The sequence below is a fragment of the Cupriavidus sp. 01T418 genome (genome assembly GCF_056398885.1).
Genome location: NZ_JBFTQG010000004.1, coordinates 87,979 through 113,679, shown reverse-complemented (window position 1 = coordinate 113,679; position 25,701 = coordinate 87,979). Strand labels below are relative to the sequence as shown.

The following is a 25,701-nucleotide window of genomic DNA, read 5'->3' as shown; positions in this document are numbered from 1 at the left end:
CGGCACTCACGCCCGCACCGGCGATTCCACGCGAGCCAAACTACCGTGGAATCGGTAGCAGCCTCGACTAGCTGGTGGCGAATCGCGCACTCAGGTTCCGTGCTCTGCCGGCTAGAATGTGCAAGATCGCTCGCGGCGTCCCGGATGGGCGCGGCGAACGCCCAATGCCCTGGCCTATCCCCACCGGAGCAACCCGACATGACCCAAGACGAACGCGCCATCCGCGACTTAGTCGACACCTGGTTCGCCGCCAGCAAGGCCGGCGACATCCCCACCGTCCTGGACCTGATGACGGACGACGTGATCTTCATGGTCCCCGGCCAGCCACCTTTCGGCAAGAAGGCGTTCGCGGCGGCCTCTCAAGGCAACGTCCAGATCGAAGGCGCCTGCGACATCCAGGAAGTCCAGGTCCTCGGCGACTGGGCTTATCTGCGCAACCATATCCGGCTTACCGTAACGCCGCCTGGCGGCAACCCCGCCGTGCGCCGCTCCGGTTATACGCTGACCATCCTGCGCAAGGATGCCGACGGGCGTTGGCGGCTTGCGCGGGATGCGAATCTGCTGGTGGCGGAGGCCGAGGCCGCGTCGTCATGACGGCACCGGCCGGTGCTGCGCCGGCCCACATTGATGGAAGGCCGACCCCACGGCCAATGTCGGGCGTAAGCAATCGTCCGGACGGAGTTCGCGGCTTTGCTGCGGGCCGATGGCTGCCCACGTGTCGACGGCAACCCGCGATGACATAGGACGATCGACCGATGAACCTTGCAATCCTCCTCGCCCACCCCTGGTTCGGCACATGGGCAGCGGCCCTGATCGCCGTCGTCGTCGCGCTGCTGGCGCATCGCCTCGGTGGCCTGCTGCTGTTGCGCATTACCCGGCCCGCCCCAGTGCTGCATGCGATCGTGAAGAAAGCGCGCGCCCCAGCCGAGGTGGTCCTGCCCTTGCTGGCGCTGCAGGCGGTCTGGCTGACCGCGCCGGACGATCTACCCTGGATCGACAGCGTGCGCCATCTCAACGGCCTGTTGCTCATTGCCGCGACCACCTGGCTTGTGGTGCGCATCATTGCCGGATTTGCGCAGGGCATACTGGATCGACACCCCGTGGACGTAGAGGACAACGTGAGTGCACGGCGCGTTCACACGCAAACACGGGTTCTCTCACGCACTGCGATGACGCTGGTCGTGGTGATGGGTGCGGCCATGCTGCTCATGACCTTTCCGGGGGCTCGACAAGTCGGCGCCAGCCTGTTGGCCTCGGCAGGCGTGATTGGCCTGATTGCTGGCTTGGCAGCCAAGCCGGTGTTCAGCAACCTGTTCGCCGGGTTGCAGCTCGCGCTGACGCAGCCTATCCGGCTCGATGACGTACTCATCGTCGAAGGTGAGTGGGGCCGCGTGGAGGAGATTGCCGGCACTTACGTCGTGCTCCGGATATGGGACGAGCGTCGCCTCATCATCCCGCTGCAGTATTTCATCGAGAAGCCCTTCCAGAACTGGACCCGCAACAATGCCCAGCTCACGGGGTCCGTATTCTTCCACGTCGACTACGGTATGCCGCTGGCCGCGCTGCGCGAGGAGCTGGAGCGCATCGTGCGCGCGGCGCCCCAGTGGGACCAGCGCTTCTTCAACCTGGTGGTTACCGAAGCCACGGAGCGGACGATGCAAATACGCGTACTGTGCACCGCGGCCTCATCTGGCCAGGTGTGGGATCTGCGCTGCATCGTGCGCGAAGGGCTGATCGACTTCATGCAGCGCGAATTCCCGCAGTTCCTGCCACGGCTGCGCATCGAGGGCGACGGTGACTCGCCGCCGCGGAATACACCGTCGCACGCTTGAGCCGCCTGAGACTCCCAGTGCAACCCGGAAAAGTGGTTCATGGCGGCGAGGCCCGGCAGGTACACTCAGGCCGAGTGTCTTTAAGTCTGGCTTAAGTCTCAGCCCGTAGACTGCAAGCACACAAGACAACCTGCATAGGAGGTGCCATGACCCCCCAAGAGATGCAAGCACTGGAAGGCTTCCTGACGCAGCTGACCCAGGCCCGGGCCGGCGCAAAGGACCCCCAGGCGGACGCCCTGATCGCCGAAGCCGTCGCCCGGCAACCCGATGCCGCCTACCTGCTGGTCCAGCGCGCGATGATGCTTGACCACGCGCTGGCGTCAGCCAGGACGCAGATCGCCACCCTGCAGAGCCAGTTGCAGATGGCGCAGGCCAACGGCACCAGTCGCTTTCTCGACGCAGACAATGCCTGGGGAAATAGCGCCGGCCGCGCCGCACCAAACCCCGTCATGCCGCCGGCGATGGCCGCGCCTGCCGCCGTACCGCCTCCCCCCCAGGCTGCGCCCGCGCCGCAGCCCCGGACCGGCTTCTTGAGCGGTGGCCTGGGCAGCACGCTGGGCGGCATTGCCACCACGGCAGCCGGCGTAGCCGGCGGCGCGTTCCTGTTCCAGGGTATCGAGAACCTGTTCCATCACAATAGCGGAAGCGGAGGCGCAAGCGGCTTCCTGGGACAGCCAGCCGCGGGAGCACAGCCGACCGAAACTGTCGTCAACAACTTCTACGGCAATGACGACCGCTCGCCGTTGGGCTCACCGGATGCGGCATTGGACAACGGTCTCCTGGATGACGGTTTGGGCAACGACGACTTCCTGAACGACGACTCCTTCAACGCCTAGCGCGTTCAGGGGCTCGGCCCGTGGCACCTCCAACGCCTGCTGGCAGCGGTGACCGCACAGCCTCCTCCCGAGTGGGCTTCGACAATCGTCAGCCCACTCGCCTCAACGCGGCTTGTTCGCCGCGCTCCCGGCCTCGGCACGCAGGCGCTCTTCCTGCTCCCGCAGTTCCGGGGTGAATTCAGCCCCGAAATCCTCAGACTCGAACAGCGGCCGAATCTCGATCTCGGACTCCCCTTCCATGGGATTGGGGCAGCGCCTGACCCATTCGACGGCCTCCTCCATCGACTTGACTTGCCACAGCCAGAACCCGGCGACAAGTTCCTTGGTCTCCGCGAACGGTCCGTCGATCACGGTCCGCTGGCTGCCCGAGAAGCGCACCCGCTTGCCCCGGGAGCTCGGGTGCAAGCCCTCGCCCGCCTGCATGACACCTGCCTTGACGAGTTCTTCGTTGAAGTTGCCCATTGCCGTGAGCAGCTCCGTGCCGGGCATCTTGCCGGCTTCCGACTCACTGGTAGCTTTCACCATCACCATGACACGCATCGCATTTTCTCCTTGAATGAGTAGTGGGAGCCGCAGGACCCCGAAATCGACTCAGGTATGACAGCCGGCTCTGATATCACGACGAATCGTAGTACCAGAAATCGACACCCGCCTCAGGTTGTTTTGGCACATGCGCATGCAACTCCGCCGGCGCGCCGTGAAGTTCGCGCTCGGCCTGACTGGACTTGGTTTCGCCCTTTTCACTTCAACGACTCACCAACGGAGGTCCAGGATGCCAGATTTCTCCACATTATCGATCGACCAGGATCCGCAATCGCCACGAGTCGCGCGCCTTCTCCTCAATCGGCCGGAGCGGCTGAATGCGATCAACGGCGAGACGCCACGGGAGATTCGCGCCGCCGTCGAATGGGCGCAAGCCAACGACGACGTCCACGTGATCGTGGTGGAAGGTGCCGGTAAAGGGTTCTGCGGCGGCTACGACCTGGCCGACACGGCGGAACAGACCATCGAGCACCCCTGTCAGCAGGAGTCGTACCCCTGGGATCCCATGGTCGACTACGCCTACATGAAGCGCAACACGGAAGACTTCATGAGCCTGTGGCGCTGCAGCAAGCCCACCATTGCCAAGGTCCATGGCTATGCGGCAGCCGGCGGCAGCGATATCGCCCTGAGTTGCGACCTGCTGGTCATGGCCGAGGATGCGCGAATCGGCTATATGCCGACGCGGGTCTGGGGCTGTCCGACCACCGCCATGTGGACCTATCGTCTAGGTCCCACGCGGGCCAAGCAGTTGATGTTCACCGGCGACACGATTGACGGGCATACCGCCGCTGCCTGGGGCCTGGCCAATGAGGTCGTTTCTGTCGGCGAACTGGAGGCTGCGACGCTCAAGCTTGCCAACCGGATTGCCGGCGTGCCGCGCAGCCACCTTGCGATGCACAAGATGGTGGTCAATCAGGTCATGCTGACCATGGGGCTGGAGCAATCGCAGATGATGGCGACCATGCTGGACGGCATTACACGGCACAACCCGGAAGGCCTCTGGTTTCGGCGGTACGCGCAAGCCGAGGGATTCAAGGCGGCGGTGCAATGGCGTGACAGCGGGAAACCGATACCAGAGGGAGATGAGGCCCGCGCGCTGATTCGCGAACTAGAAGCGAAACGGGGCTAATAGTCACAGTCACGGGGCGGATTCATTGGGGCGGCGTGTACGGCAACTGTGGATCCATTGTTGCCGCTGCTGCGCGAATGCACCAATTGCAAATGCAAATGCAAATCCCTCTCATTATCTGGCTCTGTGCGGTCGCACCCCTCCTTCTAGCCGCCCATCAATCACATCAAGCGCCGACAGACGGCAAGACGGGGCGCCAGCAGCGGTCGCCTTACCTATATTGAGAGTTCTCTCCCGCCGCGTGTCGATGCTGGCGCCCCTGAATCGTCGTCTCCATGGCGGCCTCTTGGCTCGCCATCCTGCAGACAATCCCAAAGGAGATCGGACATGAATTACATCGATGGATTTGTTCTCGCCGTGCCCACCGCCAAGCGGGAGACCTACCGCAAGCATGCCGAGGCTGCGGCCGTGGTGTTCAAGGAACATGGCGCGCTGGGCCTGGTGGAGTGCTGGGGCGACGACGTGCCCGAAGGCAAGCTCACCTCGTTCCCGATGGCCGTGAAGCTGGAAAAGGACGAGACCGTGGTCTTCTCCTGGATCCTGTGGCCATCGCGCAAGGTCCGCGACGAGGGGATGAAGGCCTCCATGGAAGATCCGCGCCTGAAGATGGATGAGCCGATGCCCTTCGATGGCAAGCGGATGATCTTTGGCGGCTTCGAGATGATCGTGAACGCCTAGGCAACCGCTAGGCAACCGCGGCCCGGTAGCGTCGGCCTCTGCCCCGCGAGAATGCATGTGCGCTGCGCGGGGACGATGCCGCCGTGGTTTCGTCCGGCCTGTGAGGCACACTGACCCGACCGCTTCGGGCCCGACCGATAAGCTCCCCGGACGCTTCACCCGCCACCCCCGTCATTTCACGACACCATCCGGCATTTCATCGCAGCCCGCTGCCCAAGGCGCCTGTGTCCACCGAATATGAGCACCATCGGCAGCTGGATGCCGCTGGCGCTGATCCTCTGCCTCTTTTTAACCCGGTTTATCGTCAACGTCGCACTAGCGATAAACCCTGATCTATTGCAACGCAGCAGCACCGCGCTGGCAGCCGGCTTTATCTATGGCACCTTTAGCGGTATCTTCCTCGCACGCAGCCTCGTCACGTGGCGGCTTGCGCGACAGGCGCGGCCCTATGGCATGCCGGGCTAATCACTTGCAGCACCCCGAACAACCCACACCGGCAGTCATGGGCTCACTAGAAAGGTTTCAGCTGTTCGTCGCCATCCCCGCTGTCCTGTCGCTCGCGCTGATCGAGGCGATCGTCCTGTCGCGCCGCCAGCGCTATGACTGGCGGGCTTTTGGCATATCGGCGCTGGATCTGTTCGCGCGCGTCGCGGTGGGTATCGGCATGCCGCTGTCGATTGCCGCGCCGCTGGTGCGGCTGGCGTTCGAGCACCGGCTGATGACGATCCACCCCGTGGGCTGGATCGCGTTGCCGCTGCTCTTTATCGGGCAGGAGTTCTGCTACTACTGGTACCACCGCGCCGCGCACCGGGTGCGCTGGTTCTGGAGCAACCATGCGGTGCATCACTCGCCCAACCAGCTCAACCTGTCGGCGGCGTTCCGCATCGGGGTGCTCGGCAAGCTGAGCGGCACGGCGCTGTTCTTCGTGCCGCTGGCATGGATTGGCTTTGATCCCGGCGTGGTGTTCGCGGTGCTGTCGCTCAACCTGCTCTATCAGTTCTGGATTCATGCAACGTGGATTCCGCGGCTGGGCTGGCTGGAGGGGATTCTCAATACGCCGTCGGCGCACCGGGTGCACCACGCGTCGAACCTGGAATATCTGGATGCGAACTACGGCGGCGTACTGCTGGTCTTCGATCGCTTGTTCGGCACCTACGTGAAGGAGCGCGACGACCTGCCTTGCCGCTACGGACTCGTGCATCCGATCCACAGCGCCAACCCGCTGCGGATTGAGTTCACGCAGTGGATCCACCTGTGGCGCGACCTCGCCGGGGCAGGCAGCGCGCGCGCCGTCTTCGGCTACCTGTTCATGCCGCCGGGCTGGACGCCGGATGGCGAGGGCAATACCACCGCCGAGCTGCGCGCGAGGCAGCCCGCGTCCGGGATGGCACGTGGCGCGGCCGGCGGCTGAAATCCAGCGGCGGCACAGCATGCGCTACCCCACTAACAAGCTGGCCTGGCTCTGGCGCGAGCTGCGCGTCGGCGTGCCCGTGGCATTGGGCGCGGCCTTGTTTTTCTCCGTGATGTTTCGCGAGCCGTTCGGCCGCAACCTGGTCTATTCCGTTTGCATCACGGCGCTGATCCAGGTCATGATCGAGGCCGGGCGCTACGGCATGCTGCGCCGGCAGCCCCCACCCCCGCCCGGCATGCCCGTCCCGCAGCGCCGCTGGCCGGACTGGAAGGTGATGTTTCCCTGGACGATCATGTCCGGCGTAGTGGGCTACTTTGCCGGACATGCGCTTGCCGATCTGCTTACCGGCGACCAGGACGCGTCAGCCCAGATGATGCAGAACCCGCGTGCCCTGCTGCTGAGCATGACCGTGGCCTTGGCGCTCTCGGTCGGCATCGCCTACTTCAACTACACGCGCGGGCGTCTGGCGGCGACGGAAGCGAACGCGCAGGCCGCCATGCGCAGCGCCGCGGAGAACCAGCTCCGCTTGCTGGAGTCGCAGCTGGAGCCGCACATGCTGTTCAATACGCTGGGCAACCTGCGCGTGCTGATCGGGCAGGACCCGCAGCGCGCGCAGGTCATGCTGAACCAGGTGATCTCGTTCCTGCGCGCCACGCTGGACGCTTCGCGCTCCGGCTCGCACGCCTTGTCGTGCGAGTTCGCCCGCATCGGAGACTACCTGGAGCTGATGAAGATCCGCATGGGCCCACGCCTGCAGATCGCGCTGGACCTGCCGGCCAGCCTGGCCGGATTGCCGGTGCCGCCGCTGCTGTTGCAGCCACTGGTGGAGAACGCCATCAAGCATGGGCTGGAACCCATCGTGAGCGGCGGCTGGATCAAGGTCACCGCGCGACGCGAAGGCAATATCCTGGTGCTCAGCGTGCGCGATACCGGCGTGGGCCTGAGCGCGCTCCCGCCCGGCGCGGATTGCTTCGGCACATCGCAAGTCCGTGAACGGCTCGCCCAGCTCCATGGCGATGCGGCCGGCTTCGAACTGGCGGCCGCCGGCGATGCCGACGGCGGCACCCTCGCCATCGTGCGCCTTCCCTTATCCTGACCGATTGCCCACATGCAAGCCACCGCCCTGATCGCAGAAGACGAAGCCCTGCTGGCCGAAGACCTCCAGGCCGAGCTGGGGCGCCTGTGGCCAGGCCTCAAGATTGTCGCGAGCGTGGGCGACGGCGGGGCGGCCGTCGAGCAAACGCTGGCGCTGAAGCCGGACCTGCTGTTCCTGGACATCCGCATGCCGGGCATGAGCGGGCTGGAGGCCGCGCAGACACTGGCCGAGGACTGGCCCGAGCCGGGCAAGCCGTTCCCGCTGATCGTCTTCGTGACCGCCTACGACAAGTACGCCTTGCACGCTTTTGAACATGCCGCCGTCGACTATGTCCTGAAGCCCGTGCAGCCTGAGCGTCTCGCCAAGACCTGCGTACGCCTGCAGACCACGTTGCAGCAACGCAGCGCCCAAGCCACGCCACCGCCGTGGGATGCCGCGCTGGATCAGTTGCGTGCGCTTATCGGCAGCGGGATCTCCTCACCGCCCGCGCCGCCGGCCGCGGGCCCCATGCAGATGATCCAGGCTAGCGCCGGCAATACCATTACGATGGTGCCGATCGCCCAAGTGCTGTACTTCGAGGCGGCCGACAAGTACGTGCGGGTAGTCACCGCCGAACGCGAACACCTGATCCGGATGTCCCTGCGCGAGCTGCAGTCGCGGCTCGATCCCCAGAGCTTCTGGCAGGTGCACCGCGGTACGATCGTGCGCAGCACTGCCATCGCCAGCGCGCTGCGCGACGAGAACGGCAAGCTGACGCTGGCGTTGCACGGCCGCGCGGAGAGGTTGAGCGTGAGCCGGCTCTACGCGGATATCTTCAAGGGGATGTAGGCCGACAGGCCGGGCTCGGCGCCGCCAGCCGCTTTGGCCAAAACTTGGTACATTGCTCCTTGCCGCCCCGGCCAGCATCAAACCGACCGCCCCAAGGAGACACCAATTGTCCATCGAGAACACACGCGCCGCCCTTCAGCTTCGCTCGCTGATCAAGTCCAGTGGTGAACTGGAGTTGTCGCTTGCCAGCGTGGACACTCCCCTGCCCGGCCCCGACGAAGTGGTGGTCCGTATCGAAGCGTCGCCCCTCAACCCGTCAGACCTCGGCCTGCTGTTCGGCGCCGCCGACATGAGCACGGCTAAGGCCAGCGGCACGGCCGAGCGGCCAGTCGTCACCGCCCGCGTTCCGCAAGGCGCGATGAAAAGCATGGCGGGCCGGCTGGACGTGTCCATGCCTGTTGGCAACGAAGGCGCGGGCGTGGTCGTCGAGGCGGGCTCGTCCGCCGCGGCGCAGGCGCTGCTGGGCAAGACGGTGGCGGCGATTGGCGGCGCGATGTACTCGCAGTACCGGTGTATCCCGGCGGACCAGTGCCTGCTCCTGCCGGACGGAGCGACGCCGGCCGAGGGCGCCTCGTCCTTCATCAACCCGCTTACGGCGCTGGGCATGGTCGACACCATGCGGCGCGAGGGGCATACCGCACTGGTGCACACCGCTGCCGCCTCCAACCTGGGGCAGATGCTCAACCAGATCTGCCTCAAGGATGGCATCGGCCTGGTGAACATTGTCCGCAAACAGGAACAAGCGGACCTGCTCAAGGCACAGGGCGCGGTTCACGTCTGCAATGCGGCTTCGCCCACCTTCCTGCAAGACCTCACCGAGGCGATCGCCGCCACCGGCGCAACGCTTGCCTTCGACGCCACCGGCGGCGGCAAGCTTGCCGGACAGATCCTGAACTGCATGGAGGCGGCCTTGAGCCGGAAAGCCAGCGAGTACAGCCGCTATGGCTCGACGACGCACAAGCAGGTCTATATCTACGGCGGCCTGGATACGTCCCCGACCGAGCTCACCCGCCACTTCGGCATGGCCTGGGGCATGGGGGGCTGGTTGCTGTTCTCCTTCCTGCAAAAGATCGGGCCCGATGCGGTAAGCGCACTCAAAGAGCGCGTCGTGGCGGAGTTGAAGACGACCTTTGCCAGCCGCTATTCGAAAGAGATATCGCTGGCGCAAGTGCTGGACCTGGATGTGATCGCGGTCTACAACAAGCGCGCGACCGGGGATAAGTATCTGATCAATCCGAACCAGCACTAGACGTCGACTTGTCCGAGCCGATCGGCGGCAATCCAGGCGTGCCGCCCTCGGCATGGATGAAAGGCGCAAGCATTGCACTGCRCCGTCATGAAATGATAACTAATTACTGCTAGCGCTTACTGCCAGCGGATTATTTGAAACAGGATTACCAACAAGATTACCGATAACCATCCAGGAAATCAGGCGGCATAACCTTACAGTTTTCTTTCAACAGTGTTTCAATTTATTAGAAATTCCTGGAATTTCTCAGATCGGCTGCCGTATGATTAAGCGGCAGAAAAACCACGTGTGATGAATACGGTGATTGGACCGGGAGCCTTCCATGCAGGTGATGTTTTCCCACTGCTGTTGTATTCGGTTCGAACTGCCTGCAAATTTTTGCATCGACCTTCCCGCTGCGCTTCGGATGGAAGCACATTGCGTCGGTGCCAGGGTGAGCAAGGCCATTCGCGCCGGCCTCGGCAGGCCGCTAACCGAAGGTGCGGCCGGCCCGATGCGGCTTGCCTATGTCTCTAGCGACGGTTGCCCAAGATGAACTGGGGCACGCTAGCTGCTATCGCACTGTCGTGCGTGGCCGCAGGCTACGCGATCGCTGCCGTATGGGCCAGCTGGCGCGCACCGGCGCTGGCCGCCACCCCCGTCGGCCCGGAATACGCCGGCCTGCGGCCAGTGAGCGTGCTAAAGCCGCTGTGCGGCCTCGCTCCCCAGCTCTACGAAAATCTCGCCGGCCTGTGTCGTCAACGGCATCCGGCGTTCCAGCTGGTGTTCGGCGTCCATGCAGCGGACGATCCCGCCATCGCGGTCGTGGAACGGCTGCGCGCGGAATTCCCGGCGTGCGACATTGCCCTGGTGATCGACTCCCGCGTGCACGGCAGCAACCTCAAGGTCAGCAATCTGATCAACATGCTGCCGCGGGCGCGCCATCGCTGGCTGCTGATTGCCGACAGCGATATCGCAGCGCCGTCGGATTACCTGGCCCGTGTCAGCGCGCCGCTGGCCGACACCGGGGTCGGCGTGGTGACCTGCCTGTACCGAGGCCGGCCCGCCGGCGGCCTGTGGTCGCGGATCGGCACGCAATTCATCGACGACTGGTTCGCGCCTTCCGTGCGCGTTGCCCACGGGTGCGGCTCACGCCGCTTTTCTTTCGGTGCGACCATCGCGTTGCGGCGTGACGTACTCGACTCAATCGGTGGATTCGCCACCCTGTCCAACCGGCTCGCCGACGATTTCTGGCTTGGCGAGCTGACCCGCGGCAACGGACTGCGTACCGTGCTGTCGGACGTCGTCGTGAGTACGGATGTGACAGAAACACATCTTTCCGCGCTATGGGCTCACGAACTGCGCTGGCTGCGCACCATCCGATCCATCAACCCGCTCGGTTTTGCCTTTACCTTCATCACCTTTACCTGGCCCATGCTGGCGCTGGCCGCCTGGATGTCGCCTCGGCCGGCGGTGCTGGCCGTGGCGCTGGCCGGCGTCCTGGCGCGCAGCGTGCTGGCGGGTAGCGCGGCAGCCGCGCTGCGGGCACCGCTGCGCGATGCGCTGCTGCTTGCCGAATGGGCGGCCGCGCTGGTCGGCGAGGAGGTACGCTGGCGCGAGCAGGTAATGTCGGTACGCGATCGTCCGCTACCCGCCCAGGCGCCCGCGTCCGCGCAGCCAGGCGCCGGACCGCGGCAAGGCACCCGCGCGCAAACCACCACAGGCGTTGCCACTGCCTTGAAGGCGCAACCCCTTTCCTTGCCGGTCGGGGACGCGGACAATGACGAACGCGACCGCGCTCCCGCCCTTTCAGCAAACGGCACATGACTCCACAGAAACCGCTATGAGAACGCTCTTCCTGCAGGCTCCTTCCTTCGATGGCTTCGACGGCGGCGCGGGTTCGCGCTACCAGGCCAAGCGCGAGATCAAATCTTTCTGGTATCCCACCTGGCTGGCCCAGCCCGCCGCGCTGGTGCCTGACAGCCGCGTGCTGGATGCGCCGGCAGACGGCCTGGACGTGCAGGCCACGCTGGATATCGCCGTCGGCTTCGACCTCGTCATCATCCACACCAGCACGCCGTCCTTCCCCACCGACGCCAAGTTCGCCGAGGAGTTGAAGAAGCGCAAGCCACACGTGATGATCGGCATGGTCGGCGCCAAGCCGGCCGTGGACCCGGGCGGCACGCTGGGCGCCAGCGCCGCCATCGATTTCGTGTGCCGCGAGGAGTTCGACTACACCTGCCAGGACGTGGCCGCGGGCAAGCCGCTCAAGGACATTCCGGGCTTGAGCTACCGCCAGCCGGACGGCTCGCTGGAACACAACGGTCCGCGCCCGATGATCGAGAACATGGACGAACTGCCCTTCGTGGCGCCCGTGTACAAGCGCGACCTGAAGATCGAGAACTACTTCATCGGCTACCTGAAGCATCCTTATGTGTCGATCTACACCGGCCGGGGCTGCCGCTCGAAGTGCACCTTCTGCCTGTGGCCGCAGACCGTGGGCGGGCACCGCTACCGCACCCGCTCGCCGCAGAGCGTGATCGACGAGGTGAAATGGATCAAGGAGAACATGCCCGAGGTGAAGGAGATCATGTTCGACGACGACACCTTCACCGATTTCAAGCCGCGCGTGGAAGAGATTGCCCGCGGCCTGGGCAAGCTGGGCGTGACTTGGTCGTGCAACGCCAAGGCCAACGTGCCATACAGCACGCTCAAGATCATGAAGGAGAACGGGCTGCGCCTGCTGCTGGTGGGCTACGAATCCGGCGACGACCAGATCCTGCTGAATATCAAGAAAGGCCTGCGCACCGACATCGCGCGCCGCTTCACCGAAGACTGCCGCAAGCTGGGCATCATCATCCACGGCACCTTCATCCTGGGGCTGCCGGGCGAGACCCGCGAGACCATCGAGAAGACCATCGCGTACGCCAAGGACATCAACCCGCACACCATCCAGGTATCGCTGGCGGCGCCCTATCCAGGCACCACGCTGTATCGCCAGGCGGTGGACAACGGCTGGCTGGAAGAGAACAAGGTCATCAACCTGGTCAACGACAAGGGCGTGCAGCTTGCCGCGATCAGCTACCCGCACCTGTCCCGGGAAGAGATCTATCACGGCGTGGAGACCTTCTACAAGCGCTTCTACTTCCGCCCCGGCAAGATCTGGGAGATCGTGCGCGAGATGCTGAGCAGCTGGGAGATGATGAAGCGGCGCCTGCGCGAAGGCGTGGAGTTCTTCCGTTTCCTGCGATCGCACGAAGCGTGACCCCTGAGCAAGACCTGCCGGCGGTGCAGCGCGCGCTGATCCTCACCGCCGACGATTTCGGGTTGCATCCCGGCGTCAACGAGGCTGTTGAACTGGCCCACCGCGACGGCGTGCTCAACGCTGCCAGCCTGATGGTGGGCGCGCCTGCCGCCGCCGACGCGGTGGCGCGCGCGCGCCGCCTGCCCGGCCTGCGCGTGGGACTGCACCTGGTGCTGGCCGACGGGCCGGCGGTGCTGCCGCCCGCCCGGATCCCGGCGCTGGTCGATGCGCACGGCCGCTTCGGCTCCGCCATGGCGCGCGACGGCTGCCGCTTCTTCTTCCTGCCCGAAGTGCGGCGGCAGCTCGGCGCCGAGATCCGCGCGCAGTTCGAAGCCTTTGCCGCCACCGGGCTGGCACTGGACCACGTCAATGCGCACAAGCATTTCCACCTGCACCCCACGGTGCTGTCGCTGATGCTGACGATCGGCCGCGAGTTCGGCCTGCGCGCTGTGCGCCTGCCGCGCGAGCACGGCGCGCCGCTGCTGCTGCGGCCCTGGCTGGCGCTGCTGCGGCGCCGCCTGGATGCCGCCGGCGTGGCCTGCAACGACTACGTCGTGGGCATCGCCAACAGCGGCGCCATGGACGAAGCCACGCTGCTGGCCGCGCTGGCGCGGCTGCCGGCAGGCGTGGGAGAGATCTACTTCCATCCCGGCGTGGTGTCTGGCGCCGAGGTCACCGCCACCATGCGCGGCTATCGCCATGCCGACGAACTGGCCGCGCTGCTGTCGCCGCGCGTGCGCGCCGCGCTGGACCAGGCCGGGCCGCGCCGCGGCGGCTTCGCCGACGTGCTGGCCGCGCCCCGCGCCTTGGCCCCCGCATGAGGGGCATGACAACACTGGCGGCAAGCGAAGCGAATGATGAAACGCCTGATTTACCTGTTCGGCCTGCTTGGCCTGCTCAGCCTGACCTTGCTGGTCAGTCACGAGGGCGCGAGCGACGTGGCGCGCATCGTCGCCGAGGGCGGCTGGCTGCTGCTGCTGCTGGTGCCCTTCCACGGGCTGCCGCTGCTGCTTGACGCGCAGGGCTGGCGCGTGCTGCTGACCTCGGCCGATCCCGAGGAACGCGCCGGCCTGGGCTTCCTGTGGTGGGTAGCCACCGTGCGCGAAGCCGTCAACCGGCTTTTGCCCACCGTCAGCGTGGGCGGCGAGCTGGTCGGCATCCACCTGACCCGCCTTCGCATCCACGACACCACGGCCGTCACCGCCAGCATCGTGGTGGAAGTCATGGTGACGCTGTTCGCGCAATACCTGTTCTCGGCGCTGGGCGTGATGCTGCTGCTGATCGCGATGCACGGCGGCGGCCAGGCTTGGGTGATCCTGCTCGGACTGGCGCTGTCGCTACCCGTGCCGGTGCTGTTCGCGCTCTCGCTGCGGCACAGCGCGATCTTCGAGCGCCTGGAGGGTGCCGCGAAGCGCCTGTTTGGCGCCGACCACCGCCTGGTGGCGCTGATCGACGGCGTCCGCCTCGACGCCGCCATCCGCGCCCTCAATGCGCGCCACGGTGAACTCGCGGCGGCGCTGGCCTGGCAGTTCGCCGGCTTCCTCCTGGGCACGCTGGAGATCTGGTTCGCGCTGATGCTGCTTGGCCATCCGGTGCCGTTCTGGCAAGCCATCGCGATCGAATCGCTGACCCAGGCGGTGCGCCATGTCGCGTTCTTCGTGCCGGCCGGACTGGGGGTGCAGGAGGCCGTGGTGATGCTGCTGGGCCATCTGCTCGGGGTGGACCCGCAGGTGTCGCTATCGCTGGCGCTGGTCAAGCGCGCACGCGAGGTGCTGTTCGGCGTGCCCGCGCTGCTGTCATGGCAGTGGTTGGAACTGCGCCGCTGGCGGCGCAAGGCGGCGCTGAGGTAAAGGCGCGGCGGCCGCTTCTCAGGAAGAGCACATACGACCTTCGTGCGCATCAGCACTCCCTGCCCGGGCACAGGCATCGCCTGTTCCAGCTCGCCATGCGCGTGCAGGCCGCGTTCCGGCAGACCACTGCGCAAGGTCTCGATCGCGGCGAGCGACCCGCGGGCCGCGCTGGCCAGCCGGGCCACCAGGCATCTGCATCATGCCGACGATGCCGGCCTTGGCGGTGGAATGGAATCAACGAGGAGACCACTTATGCCCCACCCGCTCATCCGCGTCACCCTGCTGGCCTCCGCCGTGCTGCTCAGCGCCCTGCCCGCCCGCGCCGACATCCGCGTTGGCATCGACGTCTCCACCACCGGCCCCGCCGCCTCCATCGGCATCCCTTCCAAGAACACCATCCTGATGTGGCCGCCCACCCTGGGCGGGCAACGCGCGCAGTACGTGATCCTGGACGATGGCTCCGACCCCGCCGCCGCGGTGCGCAATGTGCGCAAGCTGATCTCCGAGGAGAAGGTGGACGTGGTGGTGGGCCCCAATATCACGCCCACGGCCATCGCCGCGCTCGACGCGGTGGCGGAGGGCGAGACGCCGATGGTGGCGCTGGCGGCGTCGGCCGCCATCATCGAGCCGCAGGCGGACCCGAAGCGCCGCTGGGCGTTCAAGATGCCGCAGAACGACTCGCTTATGGCGACGGTGCTGACCGAGTACATGAGCAACCACGGTATCAAGACTGTCGGCTTCATCGGCTTCAACGATGCCTACGGCGAGAGCTGGTGGCGGGAGTTCTCGAAGCTGGCGGCGTTGCGCAAACTCAAGGTGGTGGCCAACGAGCGCTTCTCGCGCAACGATACGTCGGTGACCGGGCAGGTGCTCAAGCTGATGGCGGCCAACCCGGACGCGATCCTGGTTGCCGGCGCGGGCACGCCTTCGGTACTGCCGCAGAAGACGCTGGCCGAGCGAGGGTATAAAGGCAAGGTGTACCAGACGCATGGCATCGCCACCTGGGACTTCCTGCGGGTGGGCGGCAAGGATGTGGAGGGCACGCTGTTTCCCACCGGGCCGGTGGTGGTGGCGCGGCAGTTGCCGGACAGCCATCCGGTGAAGAAGGTGGCACTGGAATTTGTGACGCGCTATGAAACGAAGTATGGCGCCGACAGCATTACGCAGTTCGCAGGCGATGCCTGGGGTGCCTGGATGCTGCTGGACGATGCCGCCCGCCGTGCCGCCAAGGGCGGCGCGCAGCCGGGCACCCGGGAATTCCGCCATGCCATGCGCGACGCGCTGGAGGCCACCACCAACCTGACCATTCCCAACGGCGTGATGAACCTGAGTACGAAAGACCACCAGGGCTTCGACCAGCGCTCACGCGTGATGGGTGTGATCCGCGACGGCAGGTTTGCCTACGCGGCCGACAAATAAGGATGTCCTGACATGAGCAATACGACGACGACGACGACGACCTCCCAATCCTTGACGATCGGCTTTATCGGACTGGGCGCCATGGGCACGCCGATGGTGCGCCACCTGCTGGCAGCCGGGCACGGCGTGCGCGCCTGCGTGCGCCGGCCCGAGGCGGCCGACGCGGCCCGCGCGCTTGGCGCGGTGCCCTGCGCCACGCCCGCCGAAGCGGCGCGCGGCGCGGCGGTGGTGTTCACCAATGTCACCTCGTCGGAGGACGTGCGCGCAGTGCTGCTGGGCGAGCACGGCGTGATCGGGGGCGCGGCGGCGGGCACCATCTGTATCGACCATAGCACCATCTCGCCCATCGTCACGCGCGAGATTGCCGCGGGGCTGGCCGCGCGCGGCATCGAGGCGCTGGACTGCCCGGTGTCGGGCGGCACCATGGGCGCCGAGGCGGCCAGCCTGACCATCATGGTGGGCGGCAAGGCCGAGATGCTGGAGCGCGTGCGGCCCCTGCTCGCCCTGCTGGGCAAGACCATCACGCATATCGGCGACCACGGTGCCGGCCAGGTTGCCAAGCTGTGCAACCAGATCGCGCAGGTGGTCAATATCGAAGGGATTGCGGAAGCGATGCGGTTTGCGCAGGCGCAGCAGGTGGACAGCGGGCGCGTGCTGCAGGCCATGGCCACCGGCATGGCGGGCAGCCGCATGCTGGACCTGATGGGCCCGAAGATGGTGGCGCATGATTTTGCCGCCGGCATCGAGGCGCGGCTGCACGACAAGGATTTCGGGCTGGCGGCAGAGATCGCGCGGCAGCTCGGGCTGGCGCTCCCGGCCATGCAGGCCACCCAGCGCCAACTTGGGACCCTGATGGACAAGGGCTGGGGGAAGGACGATACGTCGTCCCTGCTGCGGGTGCTCGAGGGTTGAACGCCTCCCGGCGCTAAACCCCGCCCATCAACCTGAGGACAGCACGCAGCAACGGGCTGTCCCTGTCGGCGAAATCGTCCATCACGTTGAAGTGGTGCCGGTCGGGCATCGGCACATGCGCCGCGCCTGGTGCCGCCGCGTTGGCGCGCCAGCCGGCGCGCAGCAGATCCGTCTGCCGCTGGTATTCGTCGGGTTCCAGGCCGCCCACCGCGGTCACCAGCGGCGCATCCGTGGCGGGCGGCAGGAAGGCCGGCGACAGCCGGGCCACGTCCCCTTCCGAGAGTTTCAGGTCGACCTGCAGGAAGGGGGCGCGGCGCAGCGGCTCCAGATCGTGCAGGCCGCTGACCGATACCACGCCCTTGACCAGGTCCGCCGGCAGATCGCTGCCCACGCGCGGCCAAAGCGTGGTGAGCATCATCGCCGCCATGTTGCCGCCGACGGAATGCCCGGCCACGAAGATGCGCGACCTGTCATGGCCAAGCCGGTCCGCCTCGCGGTACAGCCACGCCACGCTGCGCACCGCCTGCAGCAGGATGGTTGCCACCGTCACCGCCGGGCACAGCGAGTAATTGACCACTGCCACCGAGACGCCGCACTGCGGCAGCGCGTTGGCCACCAGGCTGTGGTCGCGCTTGTCCAGCGCACGCCAGTAGCCGCCGTGCAGGAACACCAGCAGCGGCGGCGTCTGACCGGCAACGGCGCCGGGTTCGGCGGGGAAGTAATCGAGCCGCTCGTCCCCGGCGTGCGGGCCGGATTCGGCATCGGCATAGCTCAGGTCTTCCTGCCAGCCGTCCCGCTCGCGCACCTGGCGCGACAATGCCGCCCAGCGCGCCATATGGATGGCGTTGTCGGGCACCCGGGCCCGGTTGTTGTACTGGACGTCGAAGTAGGCAGGGTCCTGCGACGGCAGTTGTGCAAGGCTGGCGAGGGACGGCAGGGCTGGCATGGTGCTCCGGCGAATTGGCGGCCTGAGGGTGCGATCGCCGCGGCGGCAATAATGCTATCCGAGTTTGCACGCAGCCAGATATCGACAAGATCCCGGATATCGCCCCTATCCTGGCCAATACCTATCACCGCGCCACGCAAGACCGGCGAGAACGGTAGTGGGCCACAGGTCGGGGCTAGTTGTGAGCCAGCGGGATTTGCGGCATAATTGCCGGCTCAGCACCATGCTGGCACGCCGGTTCCCGGCAAATCGGCCAGCATCCATTCCGCCCGGGTGGTGAAACAGGTAGACGCAGGGGACTCAAAATCCCCCGCCGCAAGGCGTGTCGGTTCGAGTCCGACCCCGGGCACCAAATCCCAGCAGAAACCTTTGACTGTCCAACCAACAAACGAAGCGGGTAGCCTCACGCCCCGGCGCGATCCACCAGTACGATGGTCACCAGCAAAGAGGCATTACTGATCGCCGTCACGTCATGCGTCACGCCGGAAGCCAGGTAGACGAGATCGCCCTGGCGCAGCAGCCGGCGACTACCGTCCATGCCGACTTCTACCTCGCCTTCCAGGCATTGCAAGGTGATCGGCCCGGCTACCGCATGCGCCGGAAAGCGCTTGCCGGTGGCCAGCACCAGGCGCATGACTTCGAGGCGGCTTTCCTTGAAGAGTGCCGCGGTGGGCGTCTGCTCGAGGCGTGGGCCGAGCGGCAGTACGCTGGCGACCTGGCCGGAGGATAGATGTGGTAGGGACATCGGTGGCTCCTCGTTGTGTGCGGTGCGCGGCGTGACGGCGCTTCGATCCATCCGTTCGCGTGGCGCTCAGCACTGATGGTAGTACGCGCGCCGGCATTGTCCCAATCACGATGCGCGTGAACGCTGGCGCGGCATGTCGAAATTCGCGGGAAAACGGCCGCCGCCATCCCGGTGGGCAAGTCCCTCGCCTATTCTGGTTTTGAGCACTGTGCTCCCAACGCTCCCCGCGATCAACCCAAATGGCTGGGGCCACCGGTGCGTTGATGCGGGAGAATCGTCATGCAATATCGGTTAGCCGGTTTGGTGTGCGCCGCCCTCTTCGCGGTCTGCGCGTGTGCGACCCTGGAGCCGGAGGCGACTGCCCAGAAGATGATCGGTGGCCCGGAAAGCGCCGTGCGCGATACCTTTGGCAAGCCGGACGAGGTCTACCGCCTGACTGACGGCACCACGCGCTGGATCTATTCCAAGCAGCCCCTCGGCTTCTTTGTCTACGCCGCAGATTTCGATGCCGCTGGAACGCTCAGGAGCTTCCGCCAGATGCTGACGGAAAAAGAGATTTACACGGCACAGGTCGGCGTCTGGACCAAACACGACATCGAAGAGCGTTTCGGCAAGACCCGGGACCCGATTCAGTACTACCCGCTGATGAAGCGGGAGGCCTGGTCCTATCGCCTCTACAAGGACGGCAACCTGCCGGCCCACTTCAGCTGCTACTTCGACGACAACGGCGTGCTGCAACAGACGATGATCATCGTCGATCCGCTGGGCGGCGGCAGCCATGGCAGGGGCAGGTGAGCGGGCGCGACCGGCGCCAATCCGGAAGCGAGGCGGCGCGCAAGCCCTCGCGGCAAGGCAGCCCGGGTCCGGATCGCGCTTGCCGCAATCCGCGGCATCGGCTTACGGCTCCGCCACCAGTTCCCTGATCCGCGCACGGACCACCCGGGTTGGTTCATCGGGCTTTTCCGCCCCAAGCGCTTCCCGCTGCCGGCTTAACTCTTAACGTGCTTCCACGTAGCCCAGCACCGTTTCCAGCATCGTCTTCAGCGTGGGCTGGATGCGCGTGGCCCGGGCTTCATCGTAGGCAAAGGGAAAGCTCTCGCTCATGTAGGCCGACTGCGTCAGCTCGAGCTGCACGGCCTGCACGCCCTGTGCCGGCGCGCCGTACTGGCGCGTGATATAGCCGCCCTTGAAGCGCCCGTTGAGCACGCTGGTATAGCCCGGCAAGGCGCCGGCGATATCCAGCAGCTGCTTGGCCAGCACGGCGTCGCAGCTCGCGCCGTTGGCGGTGCCGAGGTTGAAATCGGTCAGCTTGCCTTCGAAGAAACGCGGCAGCACCGAGCGGATCGAATGCGCGTCCCACAGCGCCACGGTGCCGTGCGCGGCGCGCAGGCGGGCCAGTTCATCGGCAAGTGCGGTGTGGTACGGACGCCAGATCGCTTCGCGGCGCGCGGCGATCTCGTCGTCGCCGGGCAGGCTGCTGCCATCGGCGTAGATCGGCGTCTTGTCGAAGGTATCGACCGGGCACAGGCCGGTGGTGTCCTGGCCGGGATACAGGTTGGCGTTGTCCGGCGGACGGTTCAGGTCCACCACATAGCGCGAATGCGTGGCTACCAGGATGGAGGCGCCGAGTTCGCGCGCGAAATCGTAGAGGCGTTCCAGGTGCCAGTCGGTGTCGGGCACGGTGCGCGCCTCGGCGGTCAGCCGCTCGGACACGGAGGCCGGCAGGTGGGTGCCCACATGCGGCATCGACACCAGCATCGGGCGCGTGCCGCGATGCAGGGTGAAAGCGGGGATATCGGTCGAGAAGGACATGTTTTCGGTTTGCAACGTAAGGTGCTGAAGCTTGCGCGCCAGACGCCTGTTGTATCAGGCATCAGGCATCCGGCCGCAAGCAGCGCAGGATTTCAGTCAGTCAGCAGGCTTGCGCGCGCGGCGGCGAAGCGCTTGCCCGCGTCGGCCTGCAAGGCGTGCGCACCATGCTGCACGCGCGTGCGGCCCGCCGTGCGGACTTCCGCTAGTGTCTCATGCCCGTGATTGGCGAATACATGGACCGCCAGCGCCTGGCCGCCGGACAAGCCCGCGAGCGCCGGGTGCGCGCCGTCGAGTACCAGGAAATCCGCCTGCTGCCCGACCGCCAGCGCGCCGATGGACCGGCCCGAGGCGCGCGCGCCGCCAAAAGCGGCATCGAGGTAAAGGCGATCGGCCACCTGCTTGTGCGCGTCGGACGCCAGCACATTGCGCTTTTGCAGCGCGAGGCGCTGGCCGTACTCGAACAGCCGCAGCTCCTCCGCCACGCTGACGCTGGCATGGCTGTCCGAGCCGATGCCCCAGACGCCGCCCTGCCCCAGATAGGGCGCGGCATCGAACACGCCGTCGCCCAGGTTGGCCTCGGTGGTGGGGCAAATGCCGGCCACCGCGCCGCTATGCGCCAGGCGCCGCCGCTCGTCCCAGTCCAGGTGGGTGGCGTGCACCAGGCACCAGCGCGCGTCCACCCCGGCATGGTCGAGCAGCCACGCCACCGGGCGCGTGCCCGTGAGCGTGATGCACTCGTCCACTTCGCGCTGCTGCTCGGCGATATGGATATGCACCGGCGCCCGCGGGTCCAACGCGTGCAGGCCCGCCACCGCATCGGTGAGGCTCTGCGGCGGCACCGCGCGCAAGGAGTGCGGCGCCAGCCCCAGGCGTGCCTGGCCGTGGCATTGCGGGGCCAGGCGGCCGAGCAAGGCGAGCATGGCATCGGTGCCATGCAGGAAGCGGCGCTGCTCGGCCAGCGCGGGCTGGCCGCCGAAGCCGGCGGTCTGGTACAGCACCGGCAGCAGCGTGATGCCGATTCCGGTCTGCTGCGCGGCGCGCAGCAGGCGCAGCGACATCTCGGCGGGATCGGCGTAGGGCTTGCCGTCCGGGTCGTGATGCACGTAATGGAACTCGCACACGCTGGTATAGCCGGCGCGCAGCATCTCGATATAGAGCTGGGTGGCGATGGCTTCAAGCGTATCGGGCGAGAGCCGCAGCGCGAAGCGGTACATCAGCTTGCGCCAGCTCCAGAAGGAGTCGCTCTCCTGGCCGTCGGCCAGCGTTTCGCTGCGGTATTCGGTCAGCCCAGCGAAGCCGCGCTGGAAGGCGTGGGAGTGCAGGTTGGGCATGCCCGGCAGCAGCGGCCCGGCGGCGCGAGGCACATCCGCTGCCGGCACCGCGCCGGCCTGCACCGTGGTGAAGTCACCGGCATCGTCCCAGGCCAGCAGGACGTCGCTGGCCCAGCCCGTGGGCAGCAAGGCTTGCGTGGCGAACAGGATTCCGGCGCTCATGGACGCACTCCTTGCAGTTGCGTGGCGGGATAGCGCTTGCCCTGCCGCACCACGGCGGCAGCCGGGTTGCGGCCGAACCAGTAGGCCAGTTCCGCCGGCGAGTCGACCTGCCACAGGACGAAATCGGCGGCACGTCCGGCAGCCAGCAAGCCATGGCGGTCCGCCGCGCCCAGCGCGCGCGCAGCGTGCGTGGTCACGCCCGCCAGGACTTCGGGCACGGTCAGCCTGAACAGGGTGCACGCCATATTCATCATCAGCAGCAGCGACGTGGCGGGCGAGGTGCCGGGATTGTGGTCGGTGGAGATCGCCATCGGCACGCCATGCCTGCGCAGCAGTTCGATCGGCGGCAGGTTGGTGTCGCGCAGGAAATAAAAGGCGCCCGGCAACAGGACCGCCACCGTGCCGGATTCGGCCATCGCCATGACGCCGGCTTCGTCGAGATGCTCCAGGTGATCGGCCGAAAGCGCGTGGTAGCGCGCTGCCAAGGCACTGCCGCCCAGGTTGCTGAGCTGCTCGGCGTGCAGCTTGACGCGCAGGCCATGGCGTTGGGCGGCCTGGAACACGCGCTCGGTCTGCGCCAGGCTGAAGCCGACGGATTCGCAGAAGGCATCCACGGCATCGACCAGGCCTTCTTCGGCCAGCGCGGGCATCATGGTGTCGCACACCAGCGTGATGTAGTCGTCGGCGCGGCCCGCGAATTCCGGCGGCAGCGCGTGCGCGCCGAGGAAAGTGGTGTGCACCGTCACGCCGAAGGCTTCGCCCAGGCGGCGCGCCACACGTAGTTGCTTGCGTTCGCTGGCGATGTCCAGACCGTAGCCGGACTTGATCTCCAGCGTGGTCACGCCCTCGGCCAGCAGCGGCGCGAGGCGTGCGGCGGCCAGCGCGAACAGCGTGTCTTCGTCGGCGGCGCGGGTAGCGCGCACGGTCGACACGATGCCGCCGCCGGCGCGCGCGATTTCCTCGTAGCCGGCGCCGGCCAGGCGCATGGCGAACTCATCCGCGCGCTGGCCGCCATAAACCAGGTGGGTGTGGCAATCGACCAGGCCCGGCGTGATCCACGCGTTGCCGGCGTCGTGGCGCGGCAGCGCGGCGTAGTCCCGCGGCAGTTCGGCCAGCGGGCCAAGCCAGGCGATGCGGCCTTGCTGCACCACCAGCGCCGCGTCGCGGATTGCCTTGGCGGGATCCGCGTCGGGCAGCAGGTGGCAGTGGTGCCAGACGCCGTCGGCGGACGAAGGGGTAACGGCGGCCTGCGCCGGATTCTGGTTCATTGCGCGTTCTCCAGTTCCAGGGTGACGCACAGGCAAAGCGCGGGCTCGGACATCGCCTGCACGCGATACGGCGCTGCTACGCCTTCGGCGAACAACAAGCCGTCGTCGCTGGCCAGCACGGCCTGCCCGCCTTGGCCGGCGGTGCCGTGGCGCCATGCACCCTCGATGACAAACAGCAGCACGACATGCGCACTGGGGGGAATCATGAATTCGCTGCGCGCCGCAACGATGCGCGCGCGGCAGGCGCCACGGCGCGTCATCACGTTGAAGTCGCGCGTGGCGCCGTCCAGCAGCGTCGCCTGAACGCCGCGCTCGCCGGCAAAGGCGAACGGTTCGCCAACGGTATCGAGGCGATGATCGAAGCTGCCATCGTCCGCCAGCAAGCGCACGCCCGCGCCTTCCAGCAGCACGATCTGGCGATCGATGCCGGGGAAGGCGGAGAACGGGCCATCGGCGGCGATGTCGGCTATGCTCACGCGCCACTGGAACGCGTCCATGCCGGCGCCCGGCGGCCAGGCCGCGATCTCGCGCGTGACGCCGCCGCCGTTCTTCCAGGGCTGCGCCGCCAGCGCGCCGAGCGAGAAGCGTTGCACGCCGTTCATGCGCCAGCCCCCTTCGGTACCATCGGCAGGTTCAGGCCCTTCTCGTGCGCGCACTCGATGGCGCTTTCATAGCCGGCATCTGCATGGCGCATCACGCCGGTGGCGGGGTCGTTCCACAGCACGCGCTCGATGCGCTTGGCCGCGGCATCGGTGCCGTCGCAGACAATCACCACACCGGAATGCTGCGAGAAGCCCATGCCCACGCCGCCGCCGTGATGCAGGCTGACCCACGTGGCGCCGCCCGCGGTATTGAGCAGCGCGTTGAGCAGCGGCCAGTCGGATACGGCATCGGAGCCGTCGCGCATGGCTTCGGTCTCGCGATTGGGGCTGGCGACGGAGCCGCAATCAAGATGGTCGCGGCCGATGACGATCGGCGCCTTCAGCTCGCCGTTCTTCACCATCTCGTTGAAGGCCAGGCCGGCGCGGTGGCGCTCGTCCAGTCCCACCCAGCAGATGCGCGCGGGCAGGCCCTGGAAGGCGATGCGGTCGCGCGCCATGTCGAGCCAGCGATGCAGGTGCGCGTCCTCGGGGAACAGCTCCTTCATCTTGGCATCGGTCTTGTAGATGTCCTCGGGGTCGCCCGATAGCGCGACCCAGCGGAACGGCCCCTTGCCGCGGCAGAACAGCGGTCGGATATACGCGGGCACAAACCCCGGGAAATCGAAGGCATTGGCCACGCCTTCGTCAAAGGCGACCTGGCGGATATTGTTGCCGTAGTCCAGCGTGGGCACGCCCATCTGCTGGAAGGCCAGCATCGCCTGCACGTGCTTGACGATGGAGGTCCTGGCGGCTGCCTCGACCGACTTCGGATCGGCCGTGCGCGCGGCTTCCCACTGCGCCACGGTCCAGCCCGCCGGCAGGTAGCCGTTGACCAGGTCGTGCGCCGAGGTCTGGTCGGTAACGATGTCCGGGCGCATGCCGCCGGCCTGCGCGCGCCTGACCAGTTCCGGCATGATCTGCGCGGCATTGCCGAGCAGGCCGACCGAGATGGCCTGCTTGTTCCGCGTGGCTTCCTCGATCATGGCAAGCGCTTCATCGATGGTGGTGGCCTTCTTGTCGACGTAGCGCGTGCGCAGGCGGAAGTCGATACGCGATTCCTGGCACTCGATCGCCAGCACGCAAGCGCCCGCCAGCACGCCGGCGAGCGTCTGCGCGCCGCCCATGCCGCCGAGGCCTGCGGTGAGGATCCACTTGCCCGACAGGTCGCCGTTGTAGTGCTGGCGGCCGGCCTCGACGAAGGTTTCAAAGGTGCCCTGCACGATGCCCTGCGTACCGATGTAGATCCACGAGCCGGCCGTCATCTGGCCGTACATCATCAGGCCGGCGCGGTCCAGTTCGTTGAACTTGTCCCAGGTGGCCCAGTGCGGCACCAGGTTGGAATTGGCAATCAGCACGCGCGGCGCGTCGGCGTGGGTGCGGAACACGCCCACCGGCTTGCCCGACTGCACCAGCAGCGATTCTTCTTCCCCCAGGTTGCGCAGGCTGTCGAGGATGGCATCGAAGCACTCCCAGTTGCGCGCCGCCTTGCCGATGCCGCCGTACACCACCAGATCCTGCGGGCGCTCGGCCACGTCGGGATCGAGGTTGTTCTGGATCATGCGGTAGGCGGCTTCGATCAGCCAGTTCTTGCAGTGCAGCTCGGTGCCATGCGGGGCGCGGATTTCGCGCGGCCCGCGCAGGGCTGCGGCTTTGGTGAATTGGTGTTCGTTGGCGTTCATGTCTGGTTCTCCTGCGTGTTGGGTTCAGCCTGCGCTGCGGTGGTTTGTCGT

Annotated in this window: 25 protein-coding genes and 1 tRNA gene; 18 read left to right on the top strand and 8 right to left on the bottom strand. The window is 66.6% G+C overall.

Translation table 11 applies throughout. The annotated features are described in order from the left end of the window. Window positions 1–198: 198 nt before the first annotated feature. From AC1DQ3_RS06545 to AC1DQ3_RS06535, 3 genes are all read left to right on the top strand, one after another. Window positions 199–594, top strand: a complete 396-nt coding sequence (locus AC1DQ3_RS06545; RefSeq protein ID WP_477119366.1) for an SgcJ/EcaC family oxidoreductase — start codon at window positions 199–201, stop codon at window positions 592–594. 161 nt (window positions 595–755) lie between these two features. Then, on the top strand, window positions 756–1,832 hold the full coding sequence (locus AC1DQ3_RS06540) for a mechanosensitive ion channel family protein (RefSeq protein WP_477119365.1): 1,077 nt from the start codon (window positions 756–758) through the stop codon (window positions 1,830–1,832). A 146-nt stretch (window positions 1,833–1,978) separates the two neighbouring features. Beyond that, on the top strand, window positions 1,979–2,668 hold the full coding sequence (locus tag AC1DQ3_RS06535) for a DUF2076 domain-containing protein (RefSeq protein WP_477119364.1): 690 nt from the start codon (window positions 1,979–1,981) through the stop codon (window positions 2,666–2,668). 102 nt (window positions 2,669–2,770) lie between these two features. Here the strand turns inward: AC1DQ3_RS06535 and AC1DQ3_RS06530 are convergent, their stop codons facing one another. Then, a complete protein-coding gene (locus tag AC1DQ3_RS06530) occupies window positions 2,771–3,208 on the bottom strand; it encodes a YciI family protein (RefSeq protein ID WP_477119363.1) in 438 nt (145 codons plus the stop codon). 157 nt (window positions 3,209–3,365) lie between these two features. Between AC1DQ3_RS06530 and AC1DQ3_RS06525 the strand changes: the two genes are divergently transcribed. The 13 genes from AC1DQ3_RS06525 (at window position 3,366) to AC1DQ3_RS06465 (ending at window position 17,066) form a co-directional block, all read left to right on the top strand. Beyond that, window positions 3,366–4,340, top strand: coding sequence for a crotonase/enoyl-CoA hydratase family protein (locus tag AC1DQ3_RS06525; protein WP_477119362.1), 975 nt, complete (start codon window positions 3,366–3,368; stop codon window positions 4,338–4,340). A 327-nt stretch (window positions 4,341–4,667) separates the two neighbouring features. Then, complete coding sequence (locus AC1DQ3_RS06520; protein WP_477119361.1) at window positions 4,668–5,018, top strand: DUF1428 domain-containing protein; 351 nt, start codon at window positions 4,668–4,670, stop codon at window positions 5,016–5,018. 237 nt (window positions 5,019–5,255) lie between these two features. Then, the gene (locus tag AC1DQ3_RS06515) at window positions 5,256–5,483 is read left to right on the top strand and encodes a DUF6622 family protein (RefSeq protein ID WP_477119360.1); all 228 of its coding nucleotides are present in this window, start codon (window positions 5,256–5,258) and stop codon (window positions 5,481–5,483) included. 37 nt (window positions 5,484–5,520) lie between these two features. Next, a complete protein-coding gene (locus tag AC1DQ3_RS06510; protein WP_477119359.1) occupies window positions 5,521–6,429 on the top strand; it encodes a sterol desaturase family protein in 909 nt (302 codons plus the stop codon). Window positions 6,430–6,448: 19 nt separating this feature from the next. Beyond that, on the top strand, window positions 6,449–7,525 hold the full coding sequence (locus tag AC1DQ3_RS06505; protein ID WP_477119358.1) for a sensor histidine kinase: 1,077 nt from the start codon (window positions 6,449–6,451) through the stop codon (window positions 7,523–7,525). A gap of 12 nt (window positions 7,526–7,537) precedes the next feature. Next, window positions 7,538–8,353, top strand: a complete 816-nt coding sequence (locus tag AC1DQ3_RS06500; RefSeq protein ID WP_477119357.1) for a LytR/AlgR family response regulator transcription factor — start codon at window positions 7,538–7,540, stop codon at window positions 8,351–8,353. Window positions 8,354–8,459: 106 nt separating this feature from the next. After that, window positions 8,460–9,602: a zinc-binding dehydrogenase gene (locus tag AC1DQ3_RS06495; protein WP_477119356.1), complete on the top strand. Its 1,143-nt coding sequence runs from the start codon at window positions 8,460–8,462 to the stop codon at window positions 9,600–9,602. A 531-nt stretch (window positions 9,603–10,133) separates the two neighbouring features. Next, a complete protein-coding gene (gene hpnI, locus AC1DQ3_RS06490; RefSeq protein WP_477119355.1) occupies window positions 10,134–11,408 on the top strand; it encodes a bacteriohopanetetrol glucosamine biosynthesis glycosyltransferase HpnI in 1,275 nt (424 codons plus the stop codon). A gap of 16 nt (window positions 11,409–11,424) precedes the next feature. Then, the gene (hpnJ, locus tag AC1DQ3_RS06485; protein ID WP_477119354.1) at window positions 11,425–12,846 is read left to right on the top strand and encodes a hopanoid biosynthesis associated radical SAM protein HpnJ; all 1,422 of its coding nucleotides are present in this window, start codon (window positions 11,425–11,427) and stop codon (window positions 12,844–12,846) included. Between the two features lie 35 nt (window positions 12,847–12,881). After that, window positions 12,882–13,706, top strand: a complete 825-nt coding sequence (hpnK, locus tag AC1DQ3_RS06480; protein WP_477119538.1) for a hopanoid biosynthesis-associated protein HpnK — start codon at window positions 12,882–12,884, stop codon at window positions 13,704–13,706. Window positions 13,707–13,742: 36 nt separating this feature from the next. Continuing rightward, window positions 13,743–14,735 (top strand): lysylphosphatidylglycerol synthase domain-containing protein, encoded by a 993-nt coding sequence (locus AC1DQ3_RS06475; RefSeq protein WP_477119537.1) that lies wholly within the window; start codon window positions 13,743–13,745, stop codon window positions 14,733–14,735. Window positions 14,736–14,987: 252 nt separating this feature from the next. Next, window positions 14,988–16,154 carry an ABC transporter substrate-binding protein gene (locus tag AC1DQ3_RS06470; protein ID WP_477119353.1) on the top strand — a complete coding sequence of 389 codons (1,167 nt, stop codon included), beginning with the start codon at window positions 14,988–14,990 and terminating at the stop codon, window positions 16,152–16,154. 12 nt (window positions 16,155–16,166) lie between these two features. Then, window positions 16,167–17,066, top strand: coding sequence for an NAD(P)-dependent oxidoreductase (locus AC1DQ3_RS06465; protein WP_477119352.1), 900 nt, complete (start codon window positions 16,167–16,169; stop codon window positions 17,064–17,066). 13 nt (window positions 17,067–17,079) lie between these two features. On the opposite strand, the gene AC1DQ3_RS06460 is transcribed toward AC1DQ3_RS06465, so the two are convergent. After that, window positions 17,080–18,012 carry an alpha/beta hydrolase gene (locus AC1DQ3_RS06460; RefSeq protein ID WP_477119351.1) on the bottom strand — a complete coding sequence of 311 codons (933 nt, stop codon included), beginning with the start codon at window positions 18,010–18,012 and terminating at the stop codon, window positions 17,080–17,082. Between the two features lie 267 nt (window positions 18,013–18,279). On the opposite strand from AC1DQ3_RS06460, the gene AC1DQ3_RS06455 reads away from it, so the two are divergent. After that, window positions 18,280–18,364, top strand: a tRNA-Leu gene (locus AC1DQ3_RS06455). Between the two features lie 51 nt (window positions 18,365–18,415). Here the strand turns inward: AC1DQ3_RS06455 and AC1DQ3_RS06450 are convergent. Next, entirely contained in the window at window positions 18,416–18,757 is a 342-nt protein-coding gene (locus AC1DQ3_RS06450) for a cupin domain-containing protein (RefSeq protein WP_477119350.1), read from the bottom strand. Window positions 18,758–19,036: 279 nt separating this feature from the next. Here AC1DQ3_RS06450 and AC1DQ3_RS06445 point away from each other — a divergent pair, with 279 nt between their 5' ends. After that, window positions 19,037–19,552 (top strand): hypothetical protein, encoded by a 516-nt coding sequence (locus AC1DQ3_RS06445; protein ID WP_477119349.1) that lies wholly within the window; start codon window positions 19,037–19,039, stop codon window positions 19,550–19,552. 201 nt (window positions 19,553–19,753) lie between these two features. On the opposite strand, the gene hutG is transcribed toward AC1DQ3_RS06445, so the two are convergent. From hutG to hutU, 5 genes are all read right to left on the bottom strand, one after another. Beyond that, entirely contained in the window at window positions 19,754–20,569 is an 816-nt protein-coding gene (hutG, locus tag AC1DQ3_RS06440; protein ID WP_477119348.1) for an N-formylglutamate deformylase, read from the bottom strand. A gap of 92 nt (window positions 20,570–20,661) precedes the next feature. Continuing rightward, entirely contained in the window at window positions 20,662–22,062 is a 1,401-nt protein-coding gene (locus AC1DQ3_RS06435) for a formimidoylglutamate deiminase (RefSeq protein WP_477119347.1), read from the bottom strand. Then, window positions 22,059–23,330 (bottom strand): imidazolonepropionase, encoded by a 1,272-nt coding sequence (hutI, locus tag AC1DQ3_RS06430; RefSeq protein ID WP_477119346.1) that lies wholly within the window; start codon window positions 23,328–23,330, stop codon window positions 22,059–22,061. Before hutI ends, AC1DQ3_RS06435 begins: the two co-directional genes overlap by 4 nt. After that, the gene (locus AC1DQ3_RS06425) at window positions 23,327–23,932 is read right to left on the bottom strand and encodes a HutD/Ves family protein (protein WP_477119345.1); all 606 of its coding nucleotides are present in this window, start codon (window positions 23,930–23,932) and stop codon (window positions 23,327–23,329) included. The genes hutI and AC1DQ3_RS06425 overlap by 4 nt, the downstream gene beginning before the upstream one ends. Next, complete coding sequence (gene hutU / locus AC1DQ3_RS06420) at window positions 23,929–25,650, bottom strand: urocanate hydratase (RefSeq protein WP_477119344.1); 1,722 nt, start codon at window positions 25,648–25,650, stop codon at window positions 23,929–23,931. Before hutU ends, AC1DQ3_RS06425 begins: the two co-directional genes overlap by 4 nt. Between the last annotated feature and the right edge of the window lie 51 nt (window positions 25,651–25,701).